Origin of the sequence: Corynebacterium crudilactis (assembly GCF_001643015.1) — a bacterium.
GTDB lineage: Bacteria > Actinomycetota > Actinomycetes > Mycobacteriales > Mycobacteriaceae > Corynebacterium > Corynebacterium crudilactis.
The window spans coordinates 129,635-144,640 of the sequence record NZ_CP015623.1 but is presented as its reverse complement, the minus strand read 5'-3'; the positions used below and the strand labels follow the sequence as shown (position 1 = coordinate 144,640).

Genomic DNA, 15,006 nt, shown 5'->3' with positions numbered 1-15,006 from the left:
AGGGGTCGTTTGCGGGAGAGGGCGAAATCCTACGCTAAGGCTTTGGCCAACGATATTCTCCGGTAAGATTGATGTGTTCCCAGGGGATAGGAGAAGTCGCTTGATATCTAGTATGACGTCTGTCGCACCTGCTTGATCGCGGCCGCGATAGCTAGATCGCGTTGCTCCTCTTCTCCATCCGCGTTCCAAGCTGCGGAAAGGCACCCATAAGCGTACGCCTGGTCGAGCAGGCGACGCGGATCGACGTCCAGCGCACGAGAGAATGCGTCCGCCATCTGTGCAATGCGTCTAGGATCGAGACAAAGGTCGTCTCTGTCAGCCGGATCGTAGAACATATTGGCGGCGCCAAAGCCCACTTCACCGACCAGACCGACGGGATCTATCACCAGCCAGCCGCGACTGGAGAACATGATGTTTTCATGATGCAGATCGCCATGTAGCCCACGCAGTTCCGAGGCATTGCTCATCATTTGATCGGCTATAATCGCCGCGTGGACGTAGTCAGTTTGACAACCTGCGTTTTGATCATCGCGCGCCCGCTGAAACAAAGCTGCAAAGCGATCCCGGATCGGGAGAAGGGCAGAAGGCAGGGGTTCCTCAGATGCGGCATACAGCTTCGCCATTAGTTCCGCTGCAATTTCGGTCGCCTGGTAGTCGCCGTGCTCGGCAACGATGTGAGAGAGCATTCGCTCCCCGGCATATTCGAGCAACATCAGATTGTTCTCACGACCGAGCAACCGGACTGCTCCCCTCCCATTGCGCCATACCAGATAGTCGGCCCCGCGCAGTTCATCAGCAATGTCTTCTATAGGTTTCAATCCCTTGACGATTGCAGGAGTCCCGTCTGGCAATGAAACTTTCCAAACGAGGCTGGAAAAGGTGTCCGCAATGAGAACAGGTTGCGAAACGTGCCAATGAGCAGGAAAAACAGGCGGCATGAACATCAACCCCAAGTCAGAGGGTCCAATCGCAGATAGAAGGCAAGGCGTTCGCGGTCGGGGGCTTCGATCCCCAATACATTGAATAGGACAGCGAAGGCGCGCTCTGCTTCATCTGGCGCTGCCCAGTTCTCTTCGGCGTTAGCAATCATGAGTGCCAAATCGGCATAGCGATCTGCTGTTCCGAGCCGCCCAAGGTCGATCAGACCCGTGCATTGAAGAGTTTTAGGGTCCACCATGAAGTTCGGCATGCAGGGATCACCATGGCAAACAACCATATCGGTGCGCTCTTGGTCGAGCCGCACCGGTAGCTCTCGTTCGACACGAGCCAAAAGATCGAGCTGCGGCGTACTCTTGTCCTCGTCCGGTAAGAAGTCGGGATTGACGGCATTGCGGGACACCACATCAACGGCGCGTCCGAACATTCGCGACAGCCTGCGCTCAAACGGACATTGATCAACCGATAGGCTGTGAACAGCGCCAAGTTGCTGCCCCATTGACGGCCACGCTTTGAGCAAATCCGCTCCAGACAGATCAGCCGCCGGTACTCCCGGAATTGCCGTTATCACCAAGCATGCACCCTCCTGTTCCTCCTGCCAGTTGATCACCTCGGGGCAAGCCACACCTCGACCTTTGAGCCAAATGAGGCGGTCACGCTCTCCAGCGAGCTCACCGCGGCGGGAAGCAGGTGCGATTTTCGCGAAGGCATGCCCGTCACCACGTCGAAAAACAAAATCACCAGATTCTCCGCCTCTGACAGGCAACCAGTCAGAATGCGATTCACCAAAAAAAATATTAGTTCGATTCAATGGAGGTTCCTTCAGTTTTCTGATGAAGCGCGGAGGTGGCTCAACCTGCGAAAAGAAACGAGTTGCTATGGACTTGCACCGGTTGTGTTCCGGTCTATCTCTCATTTTAAGCGGCTTTTTTCTCAAATGCCACCGGCGATTTCCAGCCGAGTGTTGAATGTCTTCGGCGTGGATTATAAAAGCCATTTATATATTCGAAGATTGCAATCTCAATATCTCGCCTTGTTTGCCAGTGTCTGCGCCAAATCAACTCAGCCTTTAATGATTTAAAGAAGCTTTCTACTGCGGAGTTATCAAAACAATTGCCTTTCCCGCTCATGGACGGCAGCAATTGATGTTTGAGCAGTAGCTTTTGATATTCATGAGCGCAATATTGGCTCCCACGGTCTGTGTGTTGAATACAACCCGGTGGTGGTTTGCGTAAAGCCAACGCCATATTCAGTGCCCTTAATGCAAGATCCTGCTTTAATCGATCACCTGTTGCCCAGCCAATCACGCGACGGGAATACAGGTCAAGGATAACAGCAAGATAGACCCATCCTTCTCTGGTCCAAACATAAGTGATATCGCCTGCCCATTTCTGGTTGGGTGCGCTTGCGCTAAAGTCTTGTTTTAATAGGTTCGGTGCAATGTTGAAGGTATGATGACTATCCGTTGTCCGTTTGAATTTACGCGTTCGAACAACTGTAATGTTATTCTGGCGCATCAAACGTCCAACCCGACGCTGCCCAACCTGCAGGCCCAGCGCTTTCAACTCTTCTGTCATACGCGGCCTACCATAGCTCCCCAAACACAACCGATGCTGCTCACGTATATGCGCTAGAAGTATAAGATCACGACGCTGGCGCAGTGATGGAGGACGGCGTTTCCATGCACGTAAACCACGATCTGTTACGCCCATCAAACGACATATGCGTGAACGTGAGAGAGAGCCACGGTAATCCGTAATAAACTGAAATCTCACAGCTTTTGTACTGCGAAAAATATTGCTGCCTTTTTTAATATCTCCCTCTCCTCCCGAAGGATACGGTTCTCTTTGCGTAAACGTTCATTCTCACGCAGAAGATCAGTGTCTTGGGTAGGAATTTTAGTTTCATCGGAAATTGATGCGATCCATTTCCCAAGCGTGGAAAGCCCAATACTTAAATCTGACGCAACTTGACGGCGTGTTAAGCCACTAGTGAGTGCTATGCGAACTGCATCACGCTTAAATTCATCACTATGCTTTAATGACATATATGGTCTCCTTGATAACAAATAATGCTCTCAAAAAGACCGGAACGAAACCGAGGCAAGTCCACTACGTAAGTCCGAGAACATGCTTTCCATGGTCTCTGAGCTCGCCTTTGGGACCGACATATCGGTAGAGAGTGACGCGCTCGATGCCGAGTTCCTTGCAGAGATCGGAAACTGAAGTATCGCGCTGGGCCATGGCGGCTTGCGCGAGACGCACCTGAGCTTTGGTGAGCGCGAATTTTCGTCCGCCCTTGCGACCGCGCGCTCTCGCGGAGGCGAGACCCGCCATGGTGCGCTCTCGGATCAGATCCCGCTCGAACTCGGCCAAGGTGGCGAAGATTCCGAACACCATGCGACCGGACGCAGTCGTGGTGTCGATCTGAGCGCCCTTTCCAGTCAGAACCCGCAGGCCGATCTTGCGGTCTGACAGCTCCTTCACCGTGTTGACCAGATGGGCAAGCGATCGTCCGAGGCGATCGAGCTTCCAGACCACCAGCACATCGCCGTCACGCAATGACTTGAGGCAGGCAGTCAAGCCAGGGCGATCATCACGACCGCCGGAAGCAAGATCATCATAGATATTGTCCCGTTCGACACCTGCGGCGCGCAAGGCGTCGTGCTGCAGGTCGAGAGACTGCGAGCCATCGGCTTTGGAGACGCGGGCATATCCGATCAGCATGTATCACAAACGTTGGTTTGAGGCGGCGCTTCGGCCACGATTGCATTGACCTCTGGAAATGTATCTCAACCAGCTTCATAAACAAAGCGTCTTGAACGCTATCAGATTTTGAAAAAGGAACATGTATGCCGCGTCGCGTCACTCTAACCGATCGGCAGAAAGACGCGCTGTTGCGCTTGCCGACTTCACAGACGGATTTGCTCAAGCACTATACGCTGAGTGATGAAGACCTTGGGCATATCAGGCTGCGTCGGCGCGCTCACAACAGGTTCGGCTTCGCCCTGCAATTGTGTGTCCTGCGCTATCCCGGCCGGGTGCTGGCTCCAGGCGAACTGATCCCTGCAGAGGTCATCGAATTTATCGGAGCGCAGCTTGGCCTGGGTGCCGACGATCTCGTAGACTATGCTGCCCGCGAGGAAACACGGCACGAGCATCTTGCCGAGTTACGGGGGCTCTACGGCTTCCGCACCTTCTCCGGACGTGGTGCGAGCGAGCTGAAGGAATGGTTGTTCCGAGAAGCCGAGATGGCGGTGTCGAACGAGGATATCGCCCGTCGCTTCGTAGCCGAGTGCCGACGCACCCGCACTGTCCTTCCCGCGACATCCACGATCGAGCGGCTTTGTGCCGCGGCTCTCGTCGATGCCGAGCGACGCATCGAGACGAGGATCGCCAGTCGGCTGCCTATGTCGATCCGAGAACAGTTGCTGGCATTGCTCGAGGAGACGGCTGATGATCGGGTGACCCGTTTTGTGTGGCTGCGCCAGTTCGAGCCTGGCTCGAACTCTTCGTCGGCCAACCGGCTGCTCGACCGGCTCGAATATCTGCAACGCATCGATCTCCCCGAGGATCTGCTTGCCGGCGTTCCTGCCCATCGGGTGACTCGTCTGCGCAGGCAGGGTGAACGGTATTATGCCGACGGCATGCGCGATCTCCCGGAGGACAGGCGGCTTGCGATCTTGGCTGTTTGCGTCTCGGAATGGCAGGCGATGTTGGCCGACGCAGTGGTCGAAACCCACGACCGGATCGTCGGCCGTCTCTACCGTGCTTCGGAGCGTATTTGCCATGCAAAGGTCGCAGACGAAGCGGGGGTGGTGCGTGACACCCTGAAATCCTTCGCCGAGATCGGGGGCGCCCTGGTCGATGCACAGGATGATGGCCAGCCGCTGGGCGATGTCATCGCGAGTGGGTCAGGGTGGGACGGCTTAAAAACCCTTGTTGCAATGGCAACCAGGCTGACCGCCACCATGGCCGACGATCCGCTCAATCATGTGCTCGACGGTTATCACCGCTTCCGCCGATACGCTCCACGCATGTTGCGCCTGCTCGATCTGCGAGCTGCGCCCGTTGCACTGCCGCTTCTGGAAGCGGTGACGGCCCTTCGTACCGGTTTGAACGATGCCGCGATGACCAGCTTCTTGCGGCCCAGCTCGAAATGGCATCGCCACCTTCGGGCCCAGAGGGCTGGCGACGCTCGCCTATGGGAGATCGCGGTGCTGTTCCATCTGCGCGATGCGTTCCGCTCCGGAGATGTCTGGCTTACTAGGTCCCGGCGCTATGGCGATCTGAAACACGCACTCGTTCCGGCACAATCCATCGCGGAAGGCGGTCGTCTCGCTGTGCCATTGCGGCCGGAGGAATGGCTGGCAGACCGGCAAGCTCGCCTCGACATGCGGTTGCGCGAGCTTGGCCGTGCCGCTCGCGCAGGCACGATCCCGGGCGGGTCGATTGAAAACGGCGTTCTGCATATCGAGAAACTCGAAGCCGCCGCGCCGACAGGCGCCGAAGATCTGGTGCTCGATCTCTACAAGCAGATCCCGCCCACGCGCATCACCGATCTCCTGCTGGAGGTGGATGCGGCGACCGGCTTCACCGAAGCGTTCACCCATCTGCGCACAGGAGCACCCTGCGCTGACCGGATCGGGCTAATGAACGTTATCTTGGCGGAAGGGATCAACCTCGGCTTGCGCAAAATGGCGGATGCGACAAACACCCACACCTTCTGGGAATTGATCCGCATTGGACGGTGGCATGTCGAGGGCGAAGCCTATGACCGGGCGCTGGCCATGGTGGTCGAGGCACAGGCAGCGTTACCCATGGCCCGGTTCTGGGGCATGGGCACGTCGGCTTCGAGCGACGGACAGTTCTTCGTCGCTACAGAGCAAGGTGAGGCCATGAACCTGGTCAACGCGAAATATGGCAATACCCCGGGCCTGAAAGCCTATAGCCACGTCTCCGACCAATATGCGCCGTTCGCAACCCAGGTGATTCCTGCAACGGCAAGCGAAGCGCCTTACATCCTCGATGGCCTGCTGATGAACGATGCTGGACGCCATATCCGCGAGCAGTTCACCGACACGGGCGGCTTCACCGATCACGTCTTTGCCGCATGTGCCATTCTCGGCTACCGGTTCGCTCCGCGCATCCGCGACCTGCCATCCAAACGGCTCTACGCGTTCAATCCGTCGGCCGCCCCGGCGCACCTGCGAGCGTTGATCGGCGGAAAGGTCAACCAAGCCATGATCGAGCGCAATTGGCCCGACATCCTGCGCATCGCCGCCACCATTGCTGCCGGGACCGTCGCGCCAAGCCAGATTCTGCGGAAACTCGCCTCCTATCCGCGGCAGAACGAGCTCGCGACAGCCCTGCGGGAAGTCGGTCGCGTCGAGCGCACCCTGTTCATGATCGACTGGATTCTGGATGCCGAACTCCAACGGCGTGCCCAGATCGGGCTCAACAAAGGCGAAGCTCATCATGCGCTGAAGCGGGCAATCAGCTTCCACCGCCGCGGTGAAATCCGCGACCGTTCCGCCGAAGGCCAGCATTACCGCATCGCCGGCATGAATCTGCTCGCCGCCATCATCATCTTCTGGAACACCATGAAGCTCGGCGAGGTCGTTGCAAACCAGAAACGCGATGGAAAGCTGCTATCGCCCGATCTCTTGGCCCATGTTTCGCCGCTCGGATGGGAACACATCAATCTCACCGGAGAATATCGCTGGCCAAAGCCTTAGCGTAGGATTCCGCCCCCTCCCGCAAACGACCCCATTCAGATTGAGCGCCGATCCAAAACGCTGGATCAGGGTGACCGCGCCCGTCTTGGCCACTTGGTGGGTATGGCCCGCTTTCTTGACCAGGTGCGTGGCAATGACGCGGTAAACGATGCCCAGCACCCACCCCATGATCTCGGGCCGGCTGGCAAACAGGAAACGCAGCTGAAACGGGAAGCTCAACACCCACTGACGCATGGGTTGTTCAGGCAGTACTTCATCAACCAGCAAGGCGGCACTTTCGGCCATCCGCCGCGCCCCACAGCTCGGGCAGAAACCGCGACGCTTACAGCTGAAAGCGACCAGGTGCTCGGCGTGGCAAGACTCGCAGCGAACCCGTAGAAAGCCATGCTCCAGCCGCCCGCATTGGAGAAATTCTTCAAATTCCCGTTGCACATAGCCCGGCAATTCCTTTCCCTGCTCTGCCATAAGCGCAGCGAATGCCGGGTAATACTCGTCAACGATCTGATAGAGAAGGGTTTGCTCGGGTCGGTGGCTCTGGTAACGACCAGTATCCCGATCCCGGCTGGCCGTCCTGGCCGCCACATGAGGCATGTTCCGCGTCCTTGCAATACTGTGTTTACATACAGTCTATCGCTTAGCGGAAAGTTCTTTTACCCTCAGCCGAAATGCCTGCCGTTGCTAGACATTGCCAGCCAGTGCCCGTCACTCCTGGCCAGTTATGCGTTGGGTACGACCGCTGCAAATGCTCGTGCCCTGGATAGCACAGAAGAACGAATACAAGACTATCGGCGTGAGCAGCGCATATTGTCCGACAATTCAATCAGCGGCCAGAGCGTCCAGCGCGGCACACTGCCACCCGATACCAGACCCTACCTTGCACCGGATTGGCCAACACTGGCTGAAAATACAATGCCGTCTGTTATTGCTTTGTCAGCAATCGAGCAGCCCTACGGCTTTGCTGAAAACAGTCCGGCCTGGCTTATTCCTGGCGTTCAACAAAACGCTGCCACAGCAGCATTGACGCACTACCGCGCCTGGCAAAAAGGCTGGGCAAAACAAGACGCAAAGCGACAGCATCAAACTATATGCGGCGGTTTCGTCATCGAAGGCAACCGAGTGCTAACAGCGGCGCATTGTGTGGACAGGCAAGAAGCCTTGCGAATCCGTACAGCGGGCGGTGAATGGCGGGCGGCTCATGTTGTCGGTGCTGATGTAACGCAGGACGTTGCTTTGCTTGAGTTTGAAGGCGACCCATTGCCACCGATTAAGGTGGCCAACACTCTACCCAGGCCGGGCCAGGACGTTATGGCCATAGGCTCGCCGTCCGGTTACGGCTTTGCTGTCGGTGTCGGCATTGTTGCCTGGCACGGCCTCGATGCAAAGATGCTATCCCCTAATGATTTCATGCTTGTAACGGCTTCAGTCGTGGGCGGTAATTCCGGCGGCGTGGTCGTGAATACGCACGGTGAAGCGGTTTCATTGGTTAGCTATGGCAGCGGCAGTTATACGCAAACAGTGCCGATTGACCGAGCTTTAACCGTTGCTGGCCAGCTGGCCAAGTAACGCTACCCCAAGGCCGGGCAAATTTTGCCCAGGTCAATTACCAAGCGCCGAAGGGCGGCGCATGAAGAAAAAAAACATTAAAAAACTGGAGTAAATCACTATGAAAATTCGGGTGCTGTTGCAAAGTTGGCCGGAGAGCCGTGACGACCCAGTCTTCATCCTCTCAGGCTCGCTGCGTGCCAGCGTTCTCAGGCAGCCTCGAACACCCGACTGACGATCACCGCGTCCGGGTTCGACTGCCCGTAGGCAAACATCGTCCCCTGGCCTTTTCGTAACGAGTGCATCGCTTCCATCCCTTTCAACGTCCGATAGGCAGACGCCCTGTTCTTAAAGGCCCCTTTTGGCCCCAGGATCCGTTTCAACCGGCCATGATCGCCTTCGATGACGTTGTTGAGGTATTTCACCCGACGATGCTCTACCGTCGATGGGCAGACGCCTTCCGCCTTCAGCTCAGAGATTGCCCTGGCGAGTGAGGGTGCCTTGTCGGTGTTGATCACCCGGGGAAAGCCGGCTGTTGTGTTCGACCGCAGGGTCTTGGCCAGGAAACGCTTGGCTGCAGCCACATTCCGCTTCGGCGAGAGATAAAAATCCAGGGTGTTTCCACCAGCGGTGATCGCCCGATAGAGGTAGCACCACGTCCCGCCGACCCGGATATAGGTCTCGTCCACCCGCCAGGACCTGGCCTGCCAGTCAGGAACTTGCCGATACCACCGGGTCTTCTTATCCAGCTCAGGAGCATATTTCTGGACCCAGCGGTAGATCGTGGTGTGATCGACCGGCACGCCACGCTCGGTCATCATCTCTTCGAGGTCGCGGTAGCTCACACCGTATCGGCAGTACCACCGCACCGCCCACAGGATGATTTCACGAGGGAAATGACGACCGGAGAAGATGCCCATGGCCCTGATTATTCCACGCCGGTCTTCCTACTGCCCCAACTTTGCAACAGCACCGATTATTATTATTATAGAAGCCCCCATGAATAAATCGCTCATCATTTTCGGCATCGTCAACATAACCTCGGACAGTTTCTCCGATGGAGGCCGGTATCTGGCGCCAGACGCAGCCATTGCGCAGGCGCGTAAGCTGATGGCCGAGGGGGCAGATGTGATCGACCTCGGTCCGGCATCCAGCAATCCCGACGCCGCGCCTGTTTCGTCCGACACAGAAATCGCGCGTATCGCGCCGGTGCTGGACGCGCTCAAGGCAGATGGCATTCCCGTCTCGCTCGACAGTTATCAACCCGCGACGCAAGCCTATGCCTTGTCGCGTGGTGTGGCCTATCTCAATGATATTCGCGGTTTTCCAGACGCTGCGTTCTATCCGCAATTGGCGAAATCATCTGCCAAACTCGTCGTTATGCATTCGGTGCAAGACGGGCAGGCAGATCGGCGCGAGGCACCCGCTGGCGACATCATGGATCACATTGCGGCGTTCTTTGACGCGCGCATCGCGGCGCTGACGGGTGCCGGTATCAAACGCAACCGCCTTGTCCTTGATCCCGGCATGGGGTTTTTTCTGGGGGCTGCTCCCGAAACCTCGCTCTCGGTGCTGGCGCGGTTCGATGAATTGCGGCTGCGCTTCGATTTGCCGGTGCTTCTGTCTGTTTCGCGCAAATCCTTTCTGCGCGCGCTCACAGGCCGTGGTCCGGGGGATGTCGGGGCCGCGACACTCGCTGCAGAGCTTGCCGCCGCCGCAGGTGGAGCTGACTTCATCCGCACACACGAGCCGCGCCCCTTGCGCGACGGGCTGGCGGTATTGGCGGCGCTGAAAGAAACCGCAAGAATTCGTTAACTGCACATTCGGGATATTTCTCTATATTCGCGGTTCAGCAGGCATGTCCCCTTTGAGGGCGACCCGACGACAGGATAATCGACCTTATGGTGCGCAAATATTTCGGCACAGACGGTATTCGTGGCAAAGCCAACGAAGGCGCGATGACGGCGGAAACCGCCTTGCGCGTCGGCATGGCGGCTGGCCGTGTCTTTCGTCGCGGTGACCACCGCCATCGTGTCGTGATCGGCAAGGATACGCGCCTGTCGGGCTATATGCTTGAACCCGCGCTCACAGCCGGTTTCACCTCGATGGGCATGGACGTATTCCTTTTTGGCCCGCTGCCGACAACGTATAGGAAGAATAAACGCCCTTTTCACCCAAGTCCAACAGCTTTGGACCGCAGTTGACTCTTTCGACACCCCTGCGATGCAACCCAATCCGGCTGACGGGGAGCCAGCAACGCTGAAAATTTACCCTCCTCTTTCCCACTAGCGGCTCCTTTTCCGACAACCAGCACGGCGGATCCCTGCCGCGGCGCTGTGAACGCAGCATTTTGATTGGTATCGTTGGCCTTCAGGCTCGTCAGTCAAACAGACCCAGGAGCAGCTCAGCCGGTGGCGCCCGGCTTTCGGGTAACGCCCTGGTCCCGCTGGTTTCGGCTTTGTGCTTCAGGTGATCAAGGATCTGCTTGATCACTATAGGGTCTTCAATGCAGGCGATGACTTTCATGGCGCCGCCGCAGCCGCTGCAGGTCTCGATGTCGATATTGAAAACACGCTTGAGCCGTTGCGCCCATGTCATCGACGCTCGCCGTTGTGCTGGTGTTGCCGGTTCATCAGCCACCCTGACCTTGTTGCCCCTGCCCCGTTTTGCCGGCGTGACCAACGCCCGGTGCCGACTGTTGGGTGCGAACACCCCGTGGAAGCGGGTTAGGTTGACTCTGGGCTTCGGTACCAGGGCGGCCAGCCTTGCAATGAAATCCAATGGTTCGAAAATGACGTGCGTGGTGCCGTCCCGGTACGGCGTCTTGAGCTGGTAGCGCACGTTGCCGCCTCGTGTTAACGACAGCCGCTTCTCGGATACCGCCGGGCGGCTGATGTACCGGCACAGCCGTTCGAGCTTCTTGCGTTCATCGGCCCTGGCCGCCACGCCGGCGTGCAGGCTGGACCCGGCTACCTTGCCAATCCCGTCACCGAACGGATCACCACTGGTCGGCAGAGTTTGCAAAGTGAACACCTTTCGCCCCGCCTGTGAACCGACAGCGATACGGTAAGTGATCGAGTGCCCCAGCAGGGGTGTCATCGGGTCGTCATCCACCGCATCCGAGGCCAGATAGCTGTTTTCGACATCCCGTTCCAGCAGGCCTTGCCGTTCCAGATAGCGACCCACCCGGTGGGCGATGGTGTGCGTCAGCTGGGTGAGCTCTGGGCTGGTCGGCGCCTTGACCCAGCGGAAACGCGCTGAGCCGTGGGATTGCTCGACATACACACCGTCGAGAAACAGCATGTGGAAGTGAACATTCAGATTGAGCGCCGATCCAAAACGCTGGATCAGGGTGACCGCGCCCGTCTTGGCCACTTGGTGGGTATGGCCCGCTTTCTTGACCAGGTGCGTGGCAATGACGCGGTAAACGATGCCCAGCACCCACCCCATGATCTCGGGCCGGCTGGCAAACAGGAAACGCAGCTGAAACGGGAAGCTCAACACCCACTGACGCATGGGTTGTTCAGGCAGTACTTCATCAACCAGCAAGGCGGCACTTTCGGCCATCCGCCGCGCCCCACAGCTCGGGCAGAAACCGCGACGCTTACAGCTGAAAGCGACCAGGTGCTCGGCGTGGCAAGACTCGCAGCGAACCCGTAGAAAGCCATGCTCCAGCCGCCCGCATTGGAGAAATTCTTCAAATTCCCGTTGCACATAGCCCGGCAATTCCTTTCCCTGCTCTGCCATAAGCGCAGCGAATGCCGGGTAATACTCGTCAACGATCTGATAGAGAAGGGTTTGCTCGGGTCGGTGGCTCTGGTAACGACCAGTATCCCGATCCCGGCTGGCCGTCCTGGCCGCCACATGAGGCATGTTCCGCGTCCTTGCAATACTGTGTTTACATACAGTCTATCGCTTAGCGGAAAGTTCTTTTACCCTCAGCCGAAATGCCTGCCGTTGCTAGACATTGCCAGCCAGTGCCCGTCACTCCCACTCAAATGTTAATAGGCCGCCTCTATGAAGGGGGCTGTTTTCGGGGTCGATTTCCAGGGGTTCATTGACACTTGAGGGGCGGGCTATGCCTTCCCTCTTGGCGTCCAATCCGCCCCTTGGGGCGTCAAATCAAGTCCGCTTTGTTCGGGCTGGGGTTGAAGTTGAAGCTGGGAATCTCCCCCGGCTTATGGCTGGCTGATGGTACTGGTTTGGGTGTCGCTGGGGTGGCTTTCTTGGGGGCCGGTTGGGAGGATGCCGGCGGTCTTGCGGTGGCCTTTTCAGGCTCGCCTGGCGACCGAATCAGACTGTTCACATAGCTGATAAAAGCATCATATCCGAAGCTGATTTTCCCTTCATCGTGCAGCGTTTTCCAGATGGCTTTTACCGGCCAGCCATCGGTCAAAGCCTCTTTTATGTCGTCGCGCTGGGCCAGGAAAGCCGCCCGATTCTGTCCTGAACGGGTGGGCTTTTGGGTCTGCATTTGCGCTGCAATGCGCTCTGTAAGCCGTTTAGTCATGCCGATTCTACCGCCTTTTATATGTCGATTTATCCGCGATTTAATGCCGATTCTATCGCTATTAAAGCGATTGTAAGGCGACTAAAGCCAGATTGCACGCCTTATGCGTGGAATCGGCTTGTGTTTGTCGATAAAACGGGTTATAGCCGGTAAATGGTAGTGATGTTAAAGTGGTGGTGAAGCGGGCAGGATGTGTGAAGTAGGCCCACCATGCAAGCATGGTGTTCCTCTTCACTTCCCCTTATTCGCACCTGCGGCGCTCAACGGGAATCCTGCCCTGCGGGGCCATCGGCGGACGCCGGAATAAGAGAACCAGGAGGACGCCAAAGATGGAGGCGACAGAGCAGAAGGTAACGAGAAAAAGCAGCACGCCGATCAAGGTGTATTGCCTGCCGGAAGAGCGGGCCGCCATTGAGGCCAACGCACAAGCGGCTGGCTTGAGTACGGATCGCTATAAAAACGGAGGAATGATCCTGCGTAGCACCATTGAACGAAAAGCGGGTAAGGTTGTTTTAAAAGATGCCGACTACATACTCGCTTATGTACATACGGCAGTAGAAGGACCTTTCAAGCATTACTATGTACTTCCCGACTATGGATACGACGAACTGGACAGCACGTTTTTCAGCAGTGCAGATCGGGCTGCCAGAGATTTGTTTTTTGCAGACAGTCGCCAGCTGATGGAAAAACACGGGAAAAACATCAGAGAGTACCGCATGGACAGAGACGCTGCAGTTGAGCGGATCATGAAAGGATATTATGCCGTAAAGGTAAAAGAGGCTGAGTTAAAACACCTGAAGGAGGAACTTCCGCACATGGCAATTGTTTACAAAGTGAATGATCTGAACGGGAAGATCCATTACCTGATCGGTTATTCGGATTCGCTGGTGGCTGCGGAAGGAAATAAGAAGGTAATTGATGCCATTGTTCTCAATAAAACCGAAACAAAGATTGTTCACGTTAACCGGTTTGGAATAACAGAAGTAAAATGAAAATTTCGTTAATCGTAGCAATGGACAGGGAAGGGGGCATTGGAAAAAACAATGATCTGATGTGGCACCTCCCGGCAGATATGCGCTTTTTCAGAGAAACGACCACCGGAAACATTGTTGTGCTGGGGCGTAAAAATTACGAATCCATTCCCGAACGGTTTCGTCCGCTTCCCAACCGGGAAAATGCCGTGCTTACACGAAATACATCATATGCCGCTCCCGGTTGCCTGCTTTTCCATTCCTTGGAAGAATGCCTGGAGCATTATAAAAATGAAACCGATCGTACCGTATTTATTATCGGTGGCGGAGAAATTTATAAACAGGCACTGAATGTTGTCAGTGAAATGTACATTACTCATGTTGATAAGAGCTATGATGCTGATACGTTTTTCCCACAACTGAATGAATCGGAATGGAAGAAAGAAGAAGTCTGTCAACACCCTGCCGATGAAAAACACGAAGCCGGATTTAAAATAGTGAAGTACACAAAAAACGATTCAGCGATAGATTAATTTTCTGTTGTATCCGGTGTATAAAGCCTGTTTTTTTGAATGAGCAACTTTGCTTTATTCTGTAAACGCATACATTACGATATTTGCTCCCATTTGTAGTGCCTGCCTGCGTTTTTCCTGTGAATTATTATGTACTGCCTGATCTTCCCACCCGTCTCCCAGGTCGGTTTCATAGGTATATAGTAAAACTACTTTTCCGTTTTCGATAATCGCAAATGCCTGTGCCCGCTTATTATCATGCTCGTGAATTTTAGGCAACCCGTTGAATTTGTACTTCTGATTGAAGATCGCATGGTTATAAGGCAGTTCTACCAATTCGTGATTGGGAAACAGCTTTTTAATTTCCACCCGAATAAACTGATCCATCCCGTAATTATCGTCAATGTGAAGGAAACCACCACCCATCAGATAAGTTCTCAGGTTCTCCGCTTCCTGAGCGGAAAAGACCACATTTCCGTGTCCCGTCATGTGAACAAACGGGTACAGGAACAGATCCGGACTTCCGACGTCCACATACGGAACATCCGGAGAAATATTCATGTTCAGCTGCTCATTGCAGAATTTCACTAAATTCGGTACAGAGGTAGGATTGGCGTAATAGTCACCGCCGCCGTTGTATTTCAAAACAGCAAACTGATACGGACGTATAGGAAGAATAAACGCCCTTTTCACCCAAGTCCAACAGCTTTGGACCGCAGTTGACTCTTTCGACACCCCTGCGATGCAACCCAATCCGGCTGACGGGGAGCCAGCAACGCTGAAAATTTACCCTCCTCT

12 protein-coding genes and 3 pseudogenes are annotated in these 15,006 nt (G+C 55.8%); 6 read left to right on the top strand and 9 right to left on the bottom strand.

All coding sequences use genetic code 11. The annotated features are described in order from the left end of the window. Nucleotides 1-107: 107 nt before the first annotated feature. The 4 genes from ccrud_RS14670 to ccrud_RS14650 form a co-directional block, all read right to left on the bottom strand. On the bottom strand, nt 108-944 hold the full coding sequence (locus tag ccrud_RS14670) for an aminoglycoside O-phosphotransferase APH(6)-Id (protein ID WP_000480968.1): 837 nt from the start codon (nt 942-944) through the stop codon (nt 108-110). Then, nucleotides 944-1,747: an aminoglycoside O-phosphotransferase APH(3'')-Ib gene (gene aph(3'')-Ib, locus ccrud_RS14665; protein ID WP_001082319.1), complete on the bottom strand. Its 804-nt coding sequence runs from the start codon at nt 1,745-1,747 to the stop codon at nt 944-946. Before aph(3'')-Ib ends, ccrud_RS14670 begins: the two co-directional genes overlap by 1 nt. 106 nt (nt 1,748-1,853) lie before the next feature. Beyond that, a protein-coding gene (locus ccrud_RS14660) for an IS3-like element IS1133 family transposase (RefSeq protein WP_085959879.1) occupies nt 1,854-2,983 on the bottom strand; the annotation gives its coding sequence in 2 pieces (ribosomal slippage) (nt 1,854-2,737 and nt 2,737-2,983; 1,131 coding nt in all). Nucleotides 2,984-3,047: 64 nt separating this feature from the next. Continuing rightward, the gene (locus tag ccrud_RS14650; RefSeq protein WP_000904906.1) at nt 3,048-3,662 is read right to left on the bottom strand and encodes a recombinase family protein; all 615 of its coding nucleotides are present in this window, start codon (nt 3,660-3,662) and stop codon (nt 3,048-3,050) included. A gap of 125 nt (nt 3,663-3,787) precedes the next feature. Between ccrud_RS14650 and ccrud_RS14645 the strand changes: the two genes are divergently transcribed. Then, complete coding sequence (locus ccrud_RS14645; RefSeq protein ID WP_001138082.1) at nt 3,788-6,673, top strand: Tn3 family transposase; 2,886 nt, start codon at nt 3,788-3,790, stop codon at nt 6,671-6,673. A 33-nt stretch (nt 6,674-6,706) separates the two neighbouring features. Here the strand turns inward: ccrud_RS14645 and ccrud_RS15165 are convergent. Further along, nucleotides 6,707-7,264: pseudogene (locus ccrud_RS15165) on the bottom strand (transposase zinc-binding domain-containing protein); the annotation flags it as partial. Between the two features lie 213 nt (nt 7,265-7,477). On the opposite strand from ccrud_RS15165, the gene ccrud_RS14635 reads away from it, so the two are divergent. After that, nucleotides 7,478-8,236, top strand: a complete 759-nt coding sequence (locus tag ccrud_RS14635) for a S1 family peptidase (protein ID WP_169003004.1) — start codon at nt 7,478-7,480, stop codon at nt 8,234-8,236. Between the two features lie 188 nt (nt 8,237-8,424). Here the strand turns inward: ccrud_RS14635 and ccrud_RS14630 are convergent, their stop codons facing one another. Then, nucleotides 8,425-9,135: an IS6 family transposase gene (locus ccrud_RS14630; protein ID WP_066570492.1), complete on the bottom strand. Its 711-nt coding sequence runs from the start codon at nt 9,133-9,135 to the stop codon at nt 8,425-8,427. 79 nt (nt 9,136-9,214) lie between these two features. On the opposite strand from ccrud_RS14630, the gene sul2 reads away from it, so the two are divergent. After that, nucleotides 9,215-10,030, top strand: a complete 816-nt coding sequence (sul2, locus tag ccrud_RS14625; protein WP_001043260.1) for a sulfonamide-resistant dihydropteroate synthase Sul2 — start codon at nt 9,215-9,217, stop codon at nt 10,028-10,030. Nucleotides 10,031-10,116: 86 nt separating this feature from the next. Beyond that, nucleotides 10,117-10,359: pseudogene (locus tag ccrud_RS14620) on the top strand (phosphoglucosamine mutase); the annotation flags it as partial. Nucleotides 10,360-10,594: 235 nt separating this feature from the next. Here ccrud_RS14620 and ccrud_RS14615 read toward each other — a convergent pair. Further along, the gene (locus ccrud_RS14615) at nt 10,595-12,088 is read right to left on the bottom strand and encodes an IS91-like element ISCR2 family transposase (RefSeq protein ID WP_001120888.1); all 1,494 of its coding nucleotides are present in this window, start codon (nt 12,086-12,088) and stop codon (nt 10,595-10,597) included. 244 nt (nt 12,089-12,332) lie between these two features. After that, nucleotides 12,333-12,725 (bottom strand): TraK family protein, encoded by a 393-nt coding sequence (locus ccrud_RS14610; RefSeq protein WP_052928019.1) that lies wholly within the window; start codon nt 12,723-12,725, stop codon nt 12,333-12,335. Between the two features lie 329 nt (nt 12,726-13,054). Here ccrud_RS14610 and ccrud_RS15155 point away from each other — a divergent pair. Then, a pseudogene (locus ccrud_RS15155) lies at nt 13,055-13,180 on the top strand (plasmid mobilization protein); the annotation flags it as partial. A gap of 533 nt (nt 13,181-13,713) precedes the next feature. Next, the gene (locus ccrud_RS14600) at nt 13,714-14,229 is read left to right on the top strand and encodes a dihydrofolate reductase (RefSeq protein WP_066570481.1); all 516 of its coding nucleotides are present in this window, start codon (nt 13,714-13,716) and stop codon (nt 14,227-14,229) included. A 54-nt stretch (nt 14,230-14,283) separates the two neighbouring features. On the opposite strand, the gene ccrud_RS14595 is transcribed toward ccrud_RS14600, so the two are convergent. Beyond that, on the bottom strand, nt 14,284-14,901 hold the full coding sequence (locus ccrud_RS14595) for a DUF4159 domain-containing protein (RefSeq protein WP_066570478.1): 618 nt from the start codon (nt 14,899-14,901) through the stop codon (nt 14,284-14,286). Nucleotides 14,902-15,006 lie beyond the last annotated feature (105 nt).